Origin of the sequence: Pedobacter arcticus A12 (assembly GCF_000302595.1) — a bacterium.
Taxonomy (GTDB): Bacteria; Bacteroidota; Bacteroidia; order Sphingobacteriales; family Sphingobacteriaceae; genus Pseudopedobacter; species Pseudopedobacter arcticus.
Genome location: NZ_JH947125.1, coordinates 1 through 16,696 on the forward strand (window position 1 = coordinate 1; position 16,696 = coordinate 16,696).

Annotated in this window: 13 protein-coding genes; 10 read left to right on the plus strand and 3 right to left on the minus strand. The window is 36.8% G+C overall.

The window, feature by feature from the left end:
* Positions 1-62 precede the first annotated feature (62 nt).
* The 3 genes from B176_RS0101410 to rsfS all read right to left on the minus strand — a co-directional run bounded on the left by B176_RS0101410 (position 63) and on the right by rsfS (position 3,266).
* Positions 63-707 carry a LutC/YkgG family protein gene (locus tag B176_RS0101410; protein ID WP_017256980.1) on the minus strand — a complete coding sequence of 215 codons (645 nt, stop codon included), beginning with the start codon at positions 705-707 and terminating at the stop codon, positions 63-65.
* A 68-nt stretch (positions 708-775) separates the two neighbouring features.
* Positions 776-2,863 carry an ATP-dependent zinc metalloprotease FtsH gene (gene ftsH / locus B176_RS0101415; RefSeq protein ID WP_040539886.1) on the minus strand — a complete coding sequence of 696 codons (2,088 nt, stop codon included), beginning with the start codon at positions 2,861-2,863 and terminating at the stop codon, positions 776-778.
* Positions 2,864-2,891: 28 nt separating this feature from the next.
* Positions 2,892-3,266: a ribosome silencing factor gene (gene rsfS / locus B176_RS0101420; protein ID WP_017256982.1), complete on the minus strand. Its 375-nt coding sequence runs from the start codon at positions 3,264-3,266 to the stop codon at positions 2,892-2,894.
* A 47-nt stretch (positions 3,267-3,313) separates the two neighbouring features.
* Between rsfS and B176_RS0101425 the strand changes: the two genes are divergently transcribed.
* The 10 genes from B176_RS0101425 to B176_RS0101470 all read left to right on the plus strand — a co-directional run bounded on the left by B176_RS0101425 (position 3,314) and on the right by B176_RS0101470 (position 16,638).
* Complete coding sequence (locus tag B176_RS0101425; protein ID WP_017256983.1) at positions 3,314-4,090, plus strand: biotin--[acetyl-CoA-carboxylase] ligase; 777 nt, start codon at positions 3,314-3,316, stop codon at positions 4,088-4,090.
* A 12-nt stretch (positions 4,091-4,102) separates the two neighbouring features.
* Positions 4,103-6,184 (plus strand): protein-disulfide reductase DsbD family protein, encoded by a 2,082-nt coding sequence (locus B176_RS0101430; RefSeq protein ID WP_017256984.1) that lies wholly within the window; start codon positions 4,103-4,105, stop codon positions 6,182-6,184.
* Entirely contained in the window at positions 6,184-7,164 is a 981-nt protein-coding gene (pfkA, locus tag B176_RS0101435; protein WP_017256985.1) for a 6-phosphofructokinase, read from the plus strand. The genes B176_RS0101430 and pfkA overlap by 1 nt, the downstream gene beginning before the upstream one ends.
* Positions 7,165-7,587: 423 nt before the next feature.
* Positions 7,588-9,645, plus strand: a complete 2,058-nt coding sequence (locus B176_RS0101440; RefSeq protein WP_017256986.1) for a tetratricopeptide repeat-containing sensor histidine kinase — start codon at positions 7,588-7,590, stop codon at positions 9,643-9,645.
* A gap of 39 nt (positions 9,646-9,684) precedes the next feature.
* The gene (locus B176_RS0101445; RefSeq protein WP_017256987.1) at positions 9,685-10,356 is read left to right on the plus strand and encodes a response regulator transcription factor; all 672 of its coding nucleotides are present in this window, start codon (positions 9,685-9,687) and stop codon (positions 10,354-10,356) included.
* A 126-nt stretch (positions 10,357-10,482) separates the two neighbouring features.
* Positions 10,483-11,856: a sensor histidine kinase gene (locus tag B176_RS0101450; RefSeq protein WP_083852669.1), complete on the plus strand. Its 1,374-nt coding sequence runs from the start codon at positions 10,483-10,485 to the stop codon at positions 11,854-11,856.
* Positions 11,857-11,909: 53 nt separating this feature from the next.
* Entirely contained in the window at positions 11,910-12,563 is a 654-nt protein-coding gene (locus tag B176_RS0101455; RefSeq protein WP_169314444.1) for a response regulator transcription factor, read from the plus strand.
* A 243-nt stretch (positions 12,564-12,806) separates the two neighbouring features.
* Positions 12,807-14,555 (plus strand): hypothetical protein, encoded by a 1,749-nt coding sequence (locus B176_RS0101460; RefSeq protein WP_017256990.1) that lies wholly within the window; start codon positions 12,807-12,809, stop codon positions 14,553-14,555.
* A 184-nt stretch (positions 14,556-14,739) separates the two neighbouring features.
* On the plus strand, positions 14,740-15,720 hold the full coding sequence (locus tag B176_RS0101465; protein ID WP_017256991.1) for a hypothetical protein: 981 nt from the start codon (positions 14,740-14,742) through the stop codon (positions 15,718-15,720).
* A 429-nt stretch (positions 15,721-16,149) separates the two neighbouring features.
* Positions 16,150-16,638 carry an outer membrane beta-barrel protein gene (locus B176_RS0101470; RefSeq protein WP_017256992.1) on the plus strand — a complete coding sequence of 163 codons (489 nt, stop codon included), beginning with the start codon at positions 16,150-16,152 and terminating at the stop codon, positions 16,636-16,638.
* The last annotated feature ends 58 nt before the right edge of the window (positions 16,639-16,696 follow it).

The window sequence follows — 16,696 nt, forward strand, 5'->3', positions numbered from 1 at the left end:
AATATGGACAATAAAAAAAGCCAGTATAGTGATTACTGGCTTTGAAATTTGACTTTATAGCTCTAATTCAAATCATCTAAAAGGAAGACAAATAGTTCTTTCGGTCCGTGAGCGCCGAGAACTAAAGTTTTTTCAATGTCTGCAGTTCGGCTAGGCCCTGTTGTTACAGAAAGCATGGTTGGAAGGTTATTCCCGTATTTTAATTTAATTAGTTTGAATGCATCTTTTATGTCTAACACCAATTGTGAAGCGTAGGCTACGACAATATGCTGGTGTGGGTAGATGCTTAATCTTCTTCCGGCTGCGTTTGCATTGCTGAGTAAAATAGAGCCGTTTCTTGCAATTAAAGCTTCACACAATGTTAGTCCTACTTCAGCTAATTCAAAGTCTTTATCTGTAGCGTAAAATGGGTATTCGTAGGTGTTTAATAATTCTTGCAACTTAGGTTCCCAGCAATAAATTTTCCTCCATTTTTTTTCTTCTGCCAGTTGCAGGATATTTTCGATAAAATGGATTTCATTTTCGCAGTAAACGAATGAGCCACTCACTTTGGTTAGCTCTTCGGCGAAGATAACCTCTAACATTTCATCTGTTGCGGGGTACAGTGGCAAATCTTCTAAATTTGGATAGGGATTATCGTGTTTCTCTAATAATGCCTTTCTGATTTTTTTAAGAAGTTGCTCTTTGGGAGTGGTGGTGTCCTTCATTATATTAAAGGATTTGTGTTAAAAAGCCAAGCGCCGACTTTGTGAAATCAGCGCTTGGTTTAAATAATTTATAATTCGGTTGATTCAACCTTTAGCGGTTCTGTAGAATCTCCTACCGGTTCTGGATGGATGTTTTCTGCGATGATTGTTTGATCGCCTCCTTCTTTACCGTTTACGAATTCGTCATAGGTTGTGCGGTTGTCGAATGGCCGCTTACCTAATATTTCTTCTAAATCACTTTGGAAAAGAATTTCTTTTTCTAAAAGTTTTACTGCTAGAGCTTCCAAACCATCTCGTTTCTCAATCAACAAATCTTTGGTTTTTTGATAAACACCACTGATTAGTTCTCTAACTTCAGAATCAATCAATTCAGCAGTTTTATCAGAGTATGGTTTGCTGAAATTATATTCACCACCTTGATCATTAAAAGACACGTTACCCACTTTTTCGCTCATCCCGTACAAGGTTACCATGGCGTAAGCTAATTTGGTGATACGTTCTAAATCGTTTTGTGCACCGGTTGATATTTTACCAAAGGTGATGTCTTCTGCAACTCGCCCTCCCATTGTCATACACATTCCGTCAGAAAGTTGTTCTGTAGTATATAAAAATTGCTCTTTAGGGAGATACTGTGCATATCCTAAGGCTGCAACACCACGTGGAACGATGGAAACTTTTACCAATGGATCTGCGTGTTCTAGGAACCAGCCTGCAATAGCGTGACCAGCTTCGTGATAAGCAACGATTTTCTTTTCTTCTGGAGAGATAATTTTGTTTTTCTTTTCTAAACCACCAATTACCCTGTCCACAGCGTCTTGGAAATCTTGCATATCAACTGCTTCTTTATTTCTACGGGCTGCAATTAAAGCTGCTTCGTTACAAACGTTAGCAATTTCTGCACCTGCAAAACCTGGTGTTTGAGCAGATAGTTTTTTAGGATCAACACCTTCTGCTAACTTTAGCGGTTGCAAATGAACTTTAAAAATCTGCTCACGACCAACTAAATCTGGTTTATCGATAGAAATTTGTCTATCAAAACGACCTGGTCTCAGTAATGCTGAATCTAATACATCTGGGCGGTTAGTTGCCGCCATAATGATGATCCCTGAATCGGTACCAAAGCCGTCCATTTCAACAAGCAGTTGGTTCAAGGTATTTTCACGCTCATCGTTTCCGCCAACCATGCTGTTTTTACCTCTGGCTCTACCAATAGCATCAATCTCATCAATAAAGATGATACATGGTGCTTTTTCTTTGGCTTGTTTAAACAAATCTCTTACACGAGAAGCTCCAACACCTACGAACATTTCCACAAAATCGGATCCTGATAAAGAGAAAAATGGTACTTGTGCTTCACCTGCAACAGCTTTTGCCATTAAAGTTTTACCTGTACCTGGCGAACCTACCAATAATGCACCCTTCGGGATTTTACCTCCTAGGTTGGTGTATTTCTTTGGATTTTTTAGGAAATCGACAATTTCCATTACTTCTTGTTTGGCTTCTTCTAAACCGGCAACGTCACTAAAAGTAATGCTAACTTGAGATTCTTTATCAAATAAAGTGGCTTTAGATTTACCGATATTGAAGATTTGACCTCCGCCACCTCCACCTGCACCACCGCCCATACGACGCATGATAAATATCCAAATCAAAGCAAAAATTACGATTGGAACAATGAAAGACCAAAACAGTGACGAAAAAGGATTTGACCTAGACTCATAACTTAAAGATACCCTAGACTGCTCGGGAGTTTCCTCTTGTGATTTGTTTAACCTCGCTTGTAAAGATTCGAAAGAACCATCAGTAAAATAATACTGTGGCGTAGTACCGGTCATTGAAAAGTTGTTACGGTCTTTTAAATCTTTGTATTTTGCTTCGTTAAGCTTGTCTTTTTTAATATAGATTTCGGCAATAACTAAATCCTCTTGCTTGTAAGCAACTACTTTGTCTACATCGCCAGGTTTTAACATTTCCGTTTCAAACTTTTGATAAGTTATCAAACGGGCGTTGTTACTGCTCATGAAAAACTGAACACCAAGTATGGCCAATATGATAACGCCATAAACCCACATAATGTTAAACTTGGGTGGTTTAGGCAACATTTTTTTTGTTGGAATCTTTTTTAAAGGCTTCTTATTATCTTTATTTTCTATCATCGCTGTTTTTGTAAAAATTATGCTTTGGTTAAGCACTTTTATAGGATTCCAATTCGGCATCACCCCACAAATCCTCTATTCTGTAAAACTCTCTTTTGTCTGTTTTGAATACGTGAACCACCACATCTAGGTAATCTAAAAGAACCCATTCGGCGTTCTGAAGCCCTTCTTTTCTAAAAGGATTTTGACCGGTGGAATTAAAAACTTCTTTTTCAACGCTATCTGCAATGGCTTTAACTTGTGTAGATGAATCTGCATGGCATACCACAAAAAAATCAGCAACGGAACTATGTATGTTTCTAAGATCTAGTCTTACTATTTCATTTCCTTTTTTTTCTTGTATTCCATGCACTATAGCTTCGGATAAGCTTGTAGATTGATTAGCAATTTTGTTTTTTACCATCAAAAAAAATTAGTTTTGGGTATTATTATAATGAAACATATTAAACATTGCAAAATAACACATTTTTAACACTATTTGTTGGACAAAGTTTGGTAAAATTATCTGAGATTGACTCTACCAACGATTATCTAAAGAAAGGGCTTTCAAATACTAAGCCATTGCCAGAAGGTACTGTTATTATGGCAGACCATCAGTTTGCTGGCAGAGGACAGCAAAGTAATGTTTGGAAATCCGAAAAAGGAAAAAACCTGACCATCAGTATTTTATTTAAGCCATCGTTTCTGAGCCTTGGTCAGCAGTTTTACCTTAATAAAGCTATTTCTTTGGGTATTAACGATTGCTTACGGGCAATTATTGGCGACGACTGTAAAATTAAATGGCCCAATGATATTTACCATAAAAGCCATAAACTTGGCGGGGTGCTAATTGAGAACACCAGCGCTGGACAGTATTTGAAAACGAGTGTTGTTGGTATAGGTCTTAATGTAAATCAACAGCATTTTGGAGAAGGCGTTGAGAGAGCTACCTCTTTATCGAAAATCTTACATGAGGATTATGAGCTTAACGATTTATTAGCGCAACTTTGTAAAAGTATTGAAAACAGGTATTTACAGTTAAAAGCAGGTCTGTATTTTTGTTTGGATGAAGATTATCTGGGTAGGGTGTATCGTTTAAACGAAGTTTTCCGTTACCAAATAGGAGACGAAAAAGTTAGTGGAATTATTAAGGGAGTTAGCGAAAAAGGCTACCTTATGTTGCAAATTGATGATGAGGTAAAACAGCTTGATTTAAAGCAAGTGACGTTTATTTTCGATTCGGAATAAAATAAAAATTTGATGAAGAGAATTATTGCCATTTCGGCACTTATGATTTTGAATATTTGTGCTTTTGCACAGATTTTAAAACCGGTAACCTGGAGCTATTCTTCGGAAGCAATTGGTGAAAAGGAAGCAAATATTGTGATTACCGCAAAAATTGATAAGGGCTGGCATGTTTACTCACAATATATTGAAGAAGGTGGACCAATTCCCACTTCTTTCACATTTGTAAAAAGTGCTGATTATGAGCTGTTAGGGAAGCCATTAGAAAGTCCTAAAGCAGTATCTGCTTACGATAGTAATTTTGCCATGCAAATCTCCTGGCATGAGCATATTGCTGTTTTTAAGCAAAAAATCAAACTCAAAAAGCCAGAGGTTACTGTTAAAGGAACACTGGAATTTATGGTTTGTAACGATAAACAGTGTTTACCTCCAGAAGAAGTGGAGTTTGATGTAAAAATAGTAGGCGGGAGTGTGGCGAAAGCTACTCAAAGTCATGCTCCAACAATAACAAACGTTAAGGAGCCAATAATATCGGAAAATAATGCTCATGCCGATTCCTCAGTTACGGATATCGCCGCAATAGCTTCTAACACAGTTCTTACGGCAAGTGGAGATTCTACAGATACTGTTTTGAGCACAGTTGATCATGATGCAAAACAACAATCTTTATGGGCGATTTTTATAGCAGGCTTTATTGGTGGAATTCTGGCGCTGTTGATGCCCTGTATTTTCCCGATGTTGCCACTTACCGTAAGTTTTTTTACTAAAAAGGCGACCAGTAGAGCCGTAGCTATCCGTAAAGCAAGTTTGTATGGCTTTTTTATCATTGTGATTTATGTGCTTTTAGGGATGGGTATTACCTTGCTTTTTGGGTCGGATGCGCTAAATGAAATGGCTAGTAATGGCTTTTTCAACTTTATATTTTTTGTGCTGTTGGTGGTTTTTGCAATATCATTCTTTGGTGCTTTTGAAATTACTTTGCCAAATTCATGGGCAAACAAAATAGACCAGAAGTCTGACAGTAAGGGAACTGTAGGGCTGTTTTTTATGGCATTTGCACTTGCTTTGGTGTCTTTCTCTTGCACAGGACCAATTATAGGCACTTTGTTAGTTCAGGCAGCAACCATGGGGCAATACATGGGGCCAGCAATAGGAATGTTTGGGTTCTCTTTAGCTTTGGCAATCCCTTTTGCATTATTTGCAGCGTTTCCGTCGCTACTTAAATCCTTGCCCAAATCTGGAGGCTGGTTAAATAGCGTGAAAGTTTCTTTAGGTTTTATAGAGCTGGCCTTAGCGCTCAAGTTTTTGTCGAACGTTGATTTGGCTTACCATTGGGAGCTGTTTGACCGTGAACTGTTTTTAGTGTTGTGGATTGTGATTTTTGCGATGCTAGGTTTTTACTTGATCGGGAAAATTAAATTTTCACATGATAGCGACCTCAAGTTTGTAAGTGTTCCACGCTTGTTTTTGGCGATTGTAACATTTTCTTTTACCATTTATATGGTTCCAGGCTTATGGGGAGCACCTTTGAAAGGGATAAGTGCCTGGTTGCCTCCGCAAACTACCCAAGATTTTGATTTATATTCTAATAGCTTATCTTCGCCAGTAATAGAGCAAAATGCTGTTGAAAAAAAATACGGGGGCTTATTTAAAGCACCTTATAATTTAAACGCTTTTTTTGATTATGAGCAAGGTTTAGCTTATGCAAAACAACAAAGCAAACCTGTGTTGGTTGATTTTACCGGGCATAGTTGCGTAAACTGTCGTAAAATGGAAGCTTCTGTATGGAGCGATAGGGAGGTTTTAAAAAGGCTACAAAACGATTACGTGTTGATCTCTTTGTATGTGGACGATAAAACAGAACTACCTTTTAACGAGCAGTATGTATCTTCTTTTTCTGGTAAAAACATCAAAACAATTGGCAACAAGTGGAGCGATTTGCAAGCATCAACTTTTAAAACTAATTCGCAACCTTATTATGTGTTGTTAAATAGTGATGAAAAGGTTTTGGTAGCGCCTGAGGCTTTTAATCTGGATGTTAAAAATTATATTGAATTTTTGGACAATGGGCTTGCTAGGTTTCAAAAAATGAAATAATGAGCGGAATAAAAAAAATTGGAGTCTTTACGTCCGGAGGTGACTCTCCCGGGATGAATGCAGCAATTAGAGCTGTGGTTAGATCAGCACTGTACTATAACTTAGAAGTTGTTGGGATAAAACGTGGCTACGAAGGAATGATATTGGGAGAATTTGAGGATATGGACAGAAAATCTGTAGCCAATATTATCCAACGAGGAGGAACCATATTACGGACTGCCAGAAGTGCAGACTTTAAAACCAAAGCAGGTAGGGAGCAGGCATATCAACAGCTTAAATCTAGAAATGTTGATGCATTGGTGGCTATTGGTGGCGATGGAACTTTTACAGGGGCCAAAGTTTTTGGTGAAGAATTCGATTTTCCGATTTTGGGTTTACCCGGAACAATTGATAACGACCTTTTCGGAACCGATTTTACCATAGGTTATGATACCGCAATAAATAATGTTGTGGACGCAGTTGATAGAATTAGAGATACCGCCGAATCGCACTCTCGTCTGTTTATTGTGGAGGTTATGGGGCGTGATTGTGGTTTAATTGCGTTAAGAAGTGGTATTGGTGTTGGTGCGGAATCTATTTTTATTCCAGAAACAAAAACCGATATGGAAGCGATGATGCATCGTTTGGAAATCAGTAGAAAAGACAAAATGTCGAAAATACTGATTGTTGCTGAAGGTGAAGGAGATTCTGGCGGGGCAGTTGAGTTAGCCGAAAGGGTTAAACAGCGCTTTCCTCAGTATGATACGCGAGTTTCGATACTTGGGCATATCCAAAGAGGTGGGAAACCAACTTGTATGGATCGGGTTTTAGCGAGTAGATTAGGCGTGGCGGCAGTTGAGAACTTGATAACGGGCAGACGCAACGAAATGGTGGGTTTGTTAAACGGAAAAATAGCTTTTACATCTTTTGATCATGCCATCAAACACAACGTAGAGATTAACAAAGATTTGTTTAAGATTGTTGATATACTTTCTTTGTAGAAAAAGAAATTTTCTGAATTCCGTTGCTTTAAACGGGTAATTTGTAAAAGAGCTCGATATTTTATCGGGCTCTTTTGTTTTAATGTTTTTTTATAAAGTTTTTTTTTGCGAAGAAGAATAATACCCTGATGGCAAAAACTTACAATGAGATTGGAAATGTTGTGGCAGATTTAGGTGAAAATGCAGAAGGTTTTGATTTAGCTTAGCAATTTGTGGACTATGGGTTAAAAAAATATGGCTTCGCGTATGAATAATATCAAAGGAACGCATCAATTGTTTTCTAAACCAAGAGAAGGCATACAAATAAAAATTCAAATCTCTATTTAGGATAATTTCTTAAAAATTAATATCTCTACTCAGAATTTACATTCTTCTTAAAAAAACCAGAAAATAGAATATCTTTAATGCGCTAAACCAAAATTTATGAGCTTAAAATTTTCTGGTTGCTTGTGGCTACTTTTTCTCTTAGCCACAGCAAATTTATATTCCCAAAATTTCAGAAAAGACAGTCTTTTAAAAGTTGTTAAGTCAAATCTGTTAGACTCGGGAACGGTTAGCGCTTATTTAAACTTGGGCAGTCTTTATAAGAGTGAAAGAGACTCGTCCCAATCCGCCGACAATTATTTTAAAGCCCTCAATCTATCTAAAAAAATAGATTTTAAAAGAGGCATTATAGTGAGTTTAACAGAAATAGGATATTTGGCGGAGGTTACTCAAGATCTTCCAAAAGCAAAATTTTTTTACCATCAAGCAGTACAATTTGGAAAGAAGAATAATTTAAGGAAACAGTTGGCTTTGGCATATTCATATATGTATTTTATTTATTCGGCCAAAAGTGAATTTTCTACCGCAATTACTTACGCAGATTCTGCTTATACCATATTTGTACAATTGAACCGCAAGGCAGACATGGCAAATCAGCTCAATAATATTGGAACTTGTTATTGGAAACTGAATAAAAATTTAGAGGCCATAAAATATTACCAAAAAACTTTATCAATTATTGATGAGTTGGGAGACGATGCAGAACCCAAAAAGCTAAATACATTTTTGAATATAGGTTTGGTGTTTGAGGATTTAAAAAGCCATGACCAAGCAACCAAGTATTTTAAAAAAGTTATTCCGTTAGCTAAAAAATACCAGTTAACAAAGAGTTTGCGAGATGCCTACAACAATTTAGGAAACGTTTATCTGAATACCAAGCAGTATCAAAAAGCGCTGTATTATTACAAACTGAGTTTGCCTTTAGCGCTAAAATCCGACGATGCAGAGGCAAAAGGTATTGCATACGGAAACATTGCAACTTCATTAATCAATCTAAAGCGTTACGAGGAAGCAGAGGAAAGTATTAAGCTGTCTGATAAGGAATACCAATCCATAGGTAATAAGGAAGGTATAGCGTCGAATTTGGTAAATTACGCACAGCTATTGGCTGAGACAAAAAAAATAAATGAAGCCGACATAGCTTTAAAAAAGGCGATGCAGATTGCCAATAAAAACAACTTTGTGGATATAAAACAAAGTGTTTTTGAATCAATGGCGGAGGTAAGTAAACTAAAAGGTGAGTTTACCGATGCTTACATAAAACAAGATTCTGCCTATCAGTTACAGAACAAGAATTATAATGTGGAGAGCAATAGGCAAATTGCGGATTTGGAAGTTAAATATCGAACTGCAGAAAAAGAGCGAGAAATCTTAAAAAACCGTACGCAATTATTGGTAGCAGATGCAAAGATCGAAAAGCGCAATTATTGGCTGATTATCGCTTCTGTAAGCGTTTTGCTATTAGCTTTTGGAGCCTTTTTAATCTATAGGAACTCAATTTTAAAGCAACAGAAATTAAAAGAGGAAGCTGTATATAAGGTTACTATCGCTCAGGAACAAACTAAAAATCAGATTCAAGAAGAAAAACTCCGTATCTCGAGAGAGCTACACGATAATATCGGTGCACAGCTCAGTTTTATCAACGGATCTATTCAAAGTTTAGCATCCGCAGATAGCGAAAATCAACAGTTGCAACAAACCCAACAGGTTACACGAAATACCATTAAAGAACTGCGGAGCACCGTTTGGTTAATTAACCAGCAAGAGTTTGATTTAGATACGTTTGTGGTTAAATTAAGGGAATATTTAAAGCCTTACTATGGTAGCAAACCTCTGATTGACATTCAGAACCAAAGCGATAAAGACTATATTCTTGAACCCATTATGGCAACTAATTTATTTAGAATTATGCAAGAATTGGTAAATAATGCCCTAAAGTATTCGGAAGCAAATGAGTTGCTGGTGAATGTTAATGCAGAACAAAATATGCTAAACGTTACTGTGCAGGATGACGGAATCGGTTATGATTCAAATGCCAAACCCACGGGTTACGGCTTAAAAAATATTGAAACAAGAGTAAAGGCTATAAGTGGGAATTATAAGGTAGACACTTCAATTGGCTCCGGAACAAAATTTCACTTAAGCATCCCGATTTAAAAATATACGCAGATTGTCGTATTTAAGACGAAAGAAAAAATGGAGAGGTTTGATGAAAAAATAAAATTGCCAATCACTATTGCCATAGCTGAGGACAATAGCTTTGCTTTAAAAGCTTGTACGGATAAACTTGCGCAACATCGGGAGTTTAAAGTAGTAATGAGTGCATTCAATGGGCATGAACTTATAGAGAATATAAACAAACACCAAGTGGATTTAGTGCTAATGGATATACAAATGCCAGGAATGAACGGGATTGAAGCCACAGAGCTGATCAAAAAGCAACATCCAGAATTGAAAGTACTGATGCTTACTACTTTTGATGATGATGAGAATATTTTTAGGGCTATTATGGCAGGAGCCAACGGTTATCTTTTAAAAGAAGAAAATTCGGAAAATCTACGTCAGTCTATTATAGAAACTTTATCTGGAGGTGCGCCCATGTCGGCAGGGGTAGCGTTGAGGGTTTTAAATTTGATAAGAAACCCTTTGCCCGTTAAAGCTGATGAAATGCAGGATTACGGACTAACAAAACGCGAGGTTGAGCTACTTACCCAATTGAAAAACGGCTTGAGTTATGAGCAGATTGCTACCAACCTTTTTATCAGTTATGGTACCGTACGTAAGCACATCGAAAATATTTACCGTAAACTACAAGTAAACAACAAGGTAAGTGCTGTTGATGTAGCCAATAAAAACAGAATTATATGAATTTAAAATAGCTGGAGTTATTGCTTATTCAATAAGGGAAGCATAAATCAGTTTTAAAAACGGCCTATTCCAATTTGAAATATAGAAAGATAATGTTATTCAATATGGTTAAAATTATACACTCCAATGCTTTATAAAGAATCCTTTGTTTTATACCTTAATGTATCTGTTTGCCTTATTCTGTTTCTTTTAGCGCTACCTACGCTACTGAATAAAAGAGAGAAATTGAAAGTTAGGCTAGCATATTTCACCATTTTCTTTGTTGTAATTCTTACCTGTATCATCAACCTTTTTGTTATCCACGCAGATAATTACAAACTGGTTTCCTGGCTTTTTATAATCTTTTTTATTCCGCTATTGTTTGGCCCTGCCATTTGGTATTACGTGAAAAGCCTTTTAGGTTATCCGGTAAAAAAGTCGATTGTTTTCAGCTTAATACCGGGTATTATATCATTTGGTTATGGTATATATCTCTTATTCGTGAGTGATTCGAAAGCACAAAAAGTTTTTGCTGAGGTATCAGCAGGTACTCACTTATTTTATGAAATCACTAACTTATTAACGGTTGTTTTAACAATTATTTACTGCATTAAAGCATGGCTTTTTGTAGGAAGTTTAAAAACAAATGAGTCGGACAGGTTACACGTTCAAACCCAACTTAAAAAAGCTTGGGCAAAGGAGTTTGTGTTCTACATTTTTGCCAACGTATTTGTTTTTATAGTTCTGATGTTGGTATTAATAAAGCTGTTCGACGTAGCACCAATGAATATGGATCTTATAGCAATGCCGATATTTATGCTTTTTGTATATCTGTTAATTGCAGTTAGAACAATGATGATGCACACAGAGTTTGAAGTTCAGTACGTGGTTGGCATCACAGAGAATGCAAAAAGAATACAAGAGCAACGGTTAGAGATATCCAGAGACGTACATGATAATATAGGTGCCCAGCTCACCTTCATCCGTTCTATTTTAGATGAGCTTACCACTTCCGTGGATCCTTTAGGGAAAACGGTAGATCATAAAATTGAAGATCTTTCTAATTGTTGTAATGATTCAATTTCGGAACTGCGAAATACTTTATGGGTGCTAAATTCAGAAGTGATTTACCTGGAAGACTTAAAAGTGAAAGTCCTAAATTTTATTAACAAAGCCGCGTCGGTTAAGAAGGATTTAATTTTTAATTCGGCTTTTGATATCAGTGATCCCATTATTTTAAGCTCTAAGCAAGCAGTCAATATATTTCGGATTGTGCAGGAAATACTTAACAATGCGATGAAATATGCATCAGCTTCAAAGATTATAATTGATGTTAAACAGCAGGGAAACGGTTTGTTTGTTTTTATAAGTGATGATGGTGTTGGCTTTAATTCAGATGCTCAGTCTGAAGGTTATGGATTAAAAAATATCAAAGCCAGGGTGGCCGATATTAATGGGAGTTTAGAGATCAACACAAAGATTGGCGAAGGTTCTCAGTTTGATCTCAAGTTCAGCTTATAAATACGTAAATATTCGTATTTCCGAATCAGTTAAATTTCTGGATGTTTGGTGAGATGCATAAAACACCAATTACTATCGCCATAGCTGAAGATAACCGCTTTGCACTAAAAGCCTGTTTGAGTAAGCTGTCTTTTTATAGTGATTTAGTGATCAGCATGACCGCTTTTAACGGACAAGAGTTATTGGCTCAAATCTCGAAAAAACAGATTGATTTAATTTTAATGGATATCCAAATGCCAGGAATGAACGGAATTGAAACAACGGTGCTCATTAAACGGCAACATCCACAGATCAAAGTGCTTATGCTGACCAATTTTGATGACGATGAGAATATTTTTAAGGCAATTATGGCGGGTGCAGACGGCTATTTGCTGAAAGAAGAGACTGCAGAAAACCTTAGGAATTCTATAGTAGAAACGCTTGCTGGCGGAGCATCTATGTCGGCGGGGATAGCGACAAGGGTTTTAGATTTATTAAGGAATCCTCTGCAACCTAAAGCCGATGACATGCAGAATTACGGATTAACCAAACGCGAGGTTGAACTGCTTGCACTAATGAAAAATGGCTTAAGTTATGATCAGATTGCAACGAGTTTGTTTATTAGCTACGGAACTGTTCGTAAGCACATAGAGAATATATACCGCAAACTAAAAGTGAACAGTAAAATGAGTGCTGTTGATATTGCCAGTAAAAATAAACTAATTTAAGAAGACGTATAAACGGTAATAATCGGTGGTTTTTTGCACAGGTTATAGTACCTAAGCCGGATAGTAGCGATATCCTTTTTTTGTAGCCTGCGTTTGGGGTCAAAAAAGATTTAGCGGATAGCCGGCACTGCTATTCTTAATTTGCACTTTCCTAAATTCTTCCAGCAAAATATACGCATTTCGTCGTATGTTTTTTAACATTCCATTTCTTTCAATTTGATACTTCAATCAAACAGAAAAAATATGAAAAAGAAAATTATTGTTTTGGCACTAGCTGTTATCGGCTTTAGCTTAAACTCATCTGCTCAATTTGGCAAATTGAAAGGAATGTTGCCTAAAAAAGATACCACAAAAACAGAATCTCCGAAAGAAAGTGGTGGCAAAACCAGCGGTGGTTTTATGAATAAAGTGGTAGGTAAAATGGCTAAGGTAGCCGGAGCCGTAGGTGGAGGAATGATGGGGATGATTAAGACCATCCCAGATTTTAATGGGATAGCGCTAACTGCCGGGTATCTAACGAATTTACACCCTGCAGAAGTTAATAGCATTGACCAGACTTTTTTTGAAGGCTACGAACCAGGCGGAAACGTTTTGTTTCTGATGTTCTCTTCAAAAGAGGATTTAAAATTCACTAAAGTTGGTGGTACGGTAACTGTTGATGGTAAACCGGCAAACTACGTTTCCATGGGGATTTATTCGGCGTATTTTAAAGACAATGATAAACCAAGGTTAGTGGAAGCTAAAACTTCGTCAGGCCAATACACGTCATTCACGGTTAATCCGCCAAAGCAAAAAGTGAAAGTTCTGGCAATTAACGGGCAAAAAGACAATATTTCGGTTGATCTTACAAAAGATATGACTATTGACTTAGGTGATTTGGATAAAAACGATAAATCGATGATATCGGTTCAACTTACGGGAAGTACACTTGGAATTAAAACCTTTTACACGGTGGGCTACTTTCAACCTTCATCCAAGATCACTATCCCAGCAGCATTTTTTAGAAATATGGATGGTTCAAATGCCAATTTCACAGACAACCCTTACATTCAAGTAAGCAGAATGGCTGAAGAGTCAGTTAGTGATTTAAAAGGCGATTTGTCCGAAGTCATTTATTCTCCAGGAACTACAGATGGCAGGTTTATTAAGGTGACCAATAAGCCTGTTTTTAATAAGGAGATAGAGATTGTTGGAAAGGGTAAAGGTGGTATTGAGCTTCCTTTTACTATTCAAAAACCGTTAGCATTAACAAGCCCGAATACTTCGAGGCTGAAAAAAGTTGCTATAACCTCGTTATCTATACAAGGAAAAACAACGTTCTATAATTCTAAAACTACGGATAATATGGACGGTAGCAGAACTATATCCACGGTATCAATAAAATTTCCGGTTTTTCCGGAAGAGGTTTGGGCTTCAGTGTTAAGCAACATGTACGAGGGTTTAACAAAAATTATTAAGGAAGAACTTAATGTAGAGATTGTACCAATAGACAAGGTTACTAGCTCTAATGGATATAAAATAATTGCCCCCTTCTCAAAAGAAGAGCAAAATTCAAAAACGGAGTATGTACAAACTTACAAAAACACCAAGTTACTTTCCGGCATAAGACCACTTACATTAATGATGGGAAAAAGAAGTGGCGAATACAAAATTATGGAAGAAACTGGTGCGAACGCCACCATGCGGTTAAACCTTGGCTTAACCATGGTTCCGGATGGCAAAATGAACGCTGTAATGGTGCCAAGCTTAAGTTTTGATTTAAGCGGAGAAATTTTGGCAGATATTGTTAATACAAAATATTTTGGTGGCGTTATTACGGGTAGTGGAACAGGGCTTAGCAATAAAAAAGGAGTTAATCAGCAAATTCTAGAAGACACTTACCTACAAAAAGCAGCCATGTTAAATTCGTTTAGGAAAGCGATTCAAGAACTACAGGCGAAAGAGGCGCAAACATCAGATTATGAAATTGAGTGGAAAGCGATGACCAAGTAGCTTGATAAAGCATACCATAAAGTTAATAGAGAAAAATAGGAAGGATGGCCAACACGGCTATCCTTTGCTTGCTTTAAACGGTGCCATAATAAAATTGAAGAGGGTGCAAAATACGCAGTTATACGTATGGTATGGCCTTATTCATTGCTGCAATTTTACAGCAACAATTTAAATTATAGATATTATGAAAAAAGCATTATTCTACTTGGCTATTGCCAGTCTCTCATTTTTAGCATGCTCTAAAAGTGATGATAACGGTCCATCATCATCAACAGATGTAAGTACTACCGTATTTTATACCGATACATTTAATATTTACAGCACCGATTTAAAAGGTGGAAATAGGAAGTTGGTTGTGAGCGAAGGTCCATATACTGGAAACAATTATTTTAGGGGAACAGCCTATGTAGCCAAGTCTAAAAAAATGGCTTACCTATACACCGAAGCTTATAACAAACCATTTTTTTTGCGTACCTGCAATTTAGACGGAACAGATAAAAAGACAATAAAAACATTTGCGGCTTATACAAATGTGGGTATCATAAAAGCCACCGCTGAAGGTAAAATCATTTATACTTTACCCGGCCAGGCTTATCCGAACCAAACGGCATCTAAAGTTTTTTCAATGAATGTTGATGGCACTGGAGAAACCGAGGTCATTGTACCGTTTTATGCCGGCATTTCCAATCCTGAGCTGATAAGTGCGGACGGAAAAGGTGTTTTAAGCGAACAAGGATATTTTGCATTAATGGTTAATGGTGTTTTTGATGAGCGAAACAGCTTTAACCTATTGCTTAATGAAGATAAAGACCAAACTAAAATAAGAAATTTAACCATGGCAAGAGACGCTAGCAAAGCGGCGTTTATTCAAACTACTGGTGTGGATAGAAAGTATGAGGTTAGGATTAAAGATGTTAAAAAGGACGCACCAGTGGCAACAGTTTTATATACGGTAAACATTAATACGGAAGCTAACGACGGAACGCCTGGGCTCACTTTCGTTAATGGCTCTAAAAATATTTTGGTGAGTTACGGAAAGTTTACCTCGCCTAAAGGCTCGGCAAATGATTATACGTATTGCGAGTTGATAGATACTAGCAATGGAAAGGTAGTACAGAGCTGGAAATTTATGGGCGATGATATTTATAGACCTTTTACAGACTAAATAACGCGGTTAAAAAACGTTTTACATTAAGCGGTGTAAATTATTAGTGTTAATAAATTTTTTAGTGAGGATAGCCATTGCGGGTATCCTCTTTTTTGTTTACCAGTGTTTTTTTTGATTCAAGACAAGTTTCAAAGCCAGTATTTCCTCTAGTTTTTCAGACGGTAAGTTAAAAAATACGTATTTATACGTATTTTTTTATTGTTTTTAAAGCCACAATTTTAACCCAGAAATTAAAAAAGCAATAATTATGAAACTGGAGTGTCTGTATTTTGATGTTTGTTTATTGAATAGATACGGTATTCAATTTGGCAGAAATGTCTGTAGTGCAAACTTTTTTTAGATTTCGTTGAATACAATATTGAATTAAGAACCTCAATCCTTTACAAATAAATTTCTTAAAAATTAATCAAACTAAAACAAAGACAAATGAAAAAATTTACACAAAAATTCTTTTTAGCGATGTTCGCCATTGCAACGCTGGGCTTAACCTCAGCTTCAGCGCAAGTTTACCAAAAAGGGGATAACCTTCTAAATGTAGGAATTGGACTAGGCGGTGGTTTTGGTACCCCAATCGGTGCATCTTTTGAACACGGTTTTACCGACAAAATTAGTGGTGGTGTTATGGCTACTTACTCTAGCCAAGATATTGGTGGTTATAAATTAAAGTACATCATTGCTGGAGTAAGAGCTTCGTATCATTTTGATTTTGGAGTTGAAAAATTAGACCCCTATTTAGGTGCAATGTTAGGGTACAATAAAGTGAGTTACGACAGCGGTTATACCGGATCTGCAAGTGGTGTTGCGTACAGCGGACACGCAGGTGCTCGCTACTACTTTACTGAAAAAATTGGAGGTTTTGCCGAGGTAGGTTACGGTGTAGCCAACTTAACAATTGGAGCAGCTTTTAAATTTTAAAAACTACTATAGATCTATAAATCCCTGTCATATAAATTGTTCCTTTTGAGGGTTAGGA